The 2,646-nt window shown below is 52.9% G+C and carries 3 protein-coding genes; 1 reads left to right on the top strand and 2 read right to left on the bottom strand.

The window, feature by feature from the left end:
- The first annotated feature begins 429 nt into the window (after positions 1-429).
- On the top strand, positions 430-1,329 hold the full coding sequence (locus HOK28_05465; GenBank protein MBT6432519.1) for a hypothetical protein: 900 nt from the start codon (positions 430-432) through the stop codon (positions 1,327-1,329).
- A gap of 96 nt (positions 1,330-1,425) precedes the next feature.
- Here HOK28_05465 and HOK28_05460 read toward each other — a convergent pair whose 3' ends face one another.
- Both HOK28_05460 and HOK28_05455 read right to left on the bottom strand, forming a co-directional pair.
- A complete protein-coding gene (locus tag HOK28_05460) occupies positions 1,426-2,235 on the bottom strand; it encodes a formylglycine-generating enzyme family protein (GenBank protein ID MBT6432518.1) in 810 nt (269 codons plus the stop codon).
- Positions 2,236-2,245: 10 nt separating this feature from the next.
- The coding region (locus HOK28_05455; protein MBT6432517.1) for a sigma-70 family RNA polymerase sigma factor at positions 2,246-2,646 on the bottom strand (401 nt) is incomplete at its 5' end.

Genomic DNA, 2,646 nt, shown 5'->3' with positions numbered 1-2,646 from the left:
GATAGGACTGCGCTTAAGTCTTACGTTTGATGAAGAGCCTAGCACGACAGTCGTCGCAGGCAATGCCACATTCACCTGGTAAAATGGTTCCCTTTAGATAGAACTCAACCATCAAGCTGGCGCTGTGCAAATTCAGATTAGCTTAGCCAGCGAATTGAAAAAGAGCGTCCGCAATTCACTCTAATCGAGACATAGATCAGAGTAGGGTTCTGCCGTTCGAGCATCAACGCCGACGCTACCCACTCCACTATTGGAACTTGGACCCGCAACCTACTGATAATATGCCAGTTTTCAGACTGTATGTGGACGTGGGCATTTATCCATTGATTTCATTCACAGGCGGTAAAAAAGTGAGTGCATCCTAGAGCGTGACTTCATCTGCCAATCAGGCGACAATTTCGATATAGACTCCCTAAAAGAGGATCAACGATGACGGTAATTAAGCCCCCTAGCTCACCACAGGTCCCGTCTACCCTGCCTACAACAGAGACCGGTCAGCCAAAACTGACTCCCCAATCGCCTCAGCCCTCTACACCTTCTCTGGATATGGACGATGGCTTTGATAGCTCGTCCGTGCCAGGTCAATCGACCGGTGAGCCTCAACAACCCGCTCAACCGCTTGTGAAACCAAGAAGCATTGCAGGTGCCACCCAACCACCGACCATCACAGTAACCGCGCCACCCGTGCCTCCGGCCATTGATGCAGTTCTCCTCAACGCCCTCCCCGAGCAAGATCCAAGCCGCCTGCAGGTACCCGTTGACCAGCGAATAGGTGAGGCCAAAGCCAACTTGGCAGAAATCCTCGACGCTTTAGGATCTCACCCTGAGCTAACAGAGACCCACGAGCGGCTCGAGAGCGCCCTCAAAGAACTCACAACGAAGCACGCACTGCACGAACACCAGCTGGCTCTGCACGAAACACCATCGACCGGTCCTGGCTCGGAGCTTAGGCTCGAATCATCACGTATCCAAAGCGAAACGAGCGAGATTGAATCTGAAATCACTGAGCTAAAAGAACAACTCGAACTGCTCCAAGATCCCGTAAAGCATGAACGGCTCAGCTCAAAATCGAAAGCGCTCCTCGCAAAGCTCAATGACTTTCCATCGATCAATACAGACTTCCAGCAAGCCTACGCTGCGTTTGTAAAGGACTACGGCGACGAGGTCGCCAACTCACATAACCTCTCACAAAATGTAGGTGTACTGCGACACAACGTCGACGTACTCAAAAAGAACGGCGAGAATCTCGACAGCCAGCGAAACCATATGCGTAAGCTCTTGAACCGCCCCATATCCTCGCGAGAGTTCAAAAGACTTGAGAGTGACTAGGTTGAAAATAATTTCGAATGAGTCGCCTCCGGCGACAAGAAGACCCTCCCTAGCCCTCCCTTAAAAGGGAGGGAAAGATAGAAAATAGAAGCATTTCTACTGGGCGCAACGGAAACCGAAGCAGTAGTTACGGCTGCCTGGATCGTTGCTGTAGCGACCAGACGCGCGCAGGTCATGACCCTGGGGGGATTCCCTGGAGTAGTCGAGCCTCGAACTGCTGAAGAACGACCCGCCGCGGAGCACGCGAGAATAGCTGCCGCTACTCGGCCCTTTAGGGTTATTCCCAGGGCTTACCTTGTAGTAATCCTTCCCATACCAATCATTCACCCACTCAAAAACATTCCCGGTCATGTCGTAAAGCCCAAAGGAATTCGGAGATTTTTTCGCCACGGGGTGTGTTTGATTATTGGAGTTCTTATAGTACCAGGCAATTCTATTGAGGCTGCCGTAATGGTCTCCAGTGGTGCCTGCGCGTTGTGCGTATTCAAACTCAGCTTCGGTTGGGAGACGATAACCAATCTTCTCACAAAACCTCTTCGCCTCGGACCATGTAACCTTTTCAACAGGATTATTCTCAGAGCGATAACCAAGCTTATCGGATGTATACTCACTAGGATTACTTCCCATCACTTTGTAATATTGCTTTTGAGTCACCTCAGTTTGCGCCATCCAGAATGAGCTTAGGGTAACTTTATGAGCAGGGCGTTCATGAGACTGACCGGTGCATTTTTCTTCCTTGCTACCGTCTGCACAAGGAATCTTATTGCTCTTATCAAACGGGTCAGCACACATTGCCCGAACCTGCTTGCAGCTATTGTCTCCCATCATAAAACTCCCTGCAGGAATCTTAATCATGGTGATGCCGTACTTGTCGGTTTTCTTAGGAAGCTTTCTGGCCTCACTCACTGCAGCGCCGCTAGAAAGACGAGTGTTCGAGCGCCTGACGAAGCGCATCCTTGACCCGCGTTTGAACCGCCACCGGCACCTCACAAGGCGCCGTGGCACAGGCGTTTAGCGCTGCTTTCAGCCCATCGCACTCGGCCGCGCAAGCCCGACAATTCGCCACGTGCGCCTCCATGGTGGAGCAGATGTCCGGTGACAGGTCGCCCTCGAGGTGCTCGGAGAACACCTTGCGGATGTCAGGGCAGCCGGGCTGGGGCCGATAAGGGGTCGCGGCCAAATGCTCGCGGAGCTGAGCCCGGGCGCGGTGCAAGCGACTCTTTACCGCTGGCACACTGATGCCCACCACCTCGGCGACCTCCTTGGCGCGCAGCCCTTCGATGTCGCGCAAGACCAGAATCTCCCGATAGGCCGGCT

The sequence above is a fragment of the Deltaproteobacteria bacterium genome (assembly GCA_018668695.1).
In the GTDB taxonomy this organism is placed as follows: Bacteria; Myxococcota; XYA12-FULL-58-9; order XYA12-FULL-58-9; family JABJBS01; genus JABJBS01.
Note: the sequence above shows the minus strand (reverse complement) of the source record. Positions and strands in the feature narration are given on the sequence as shown.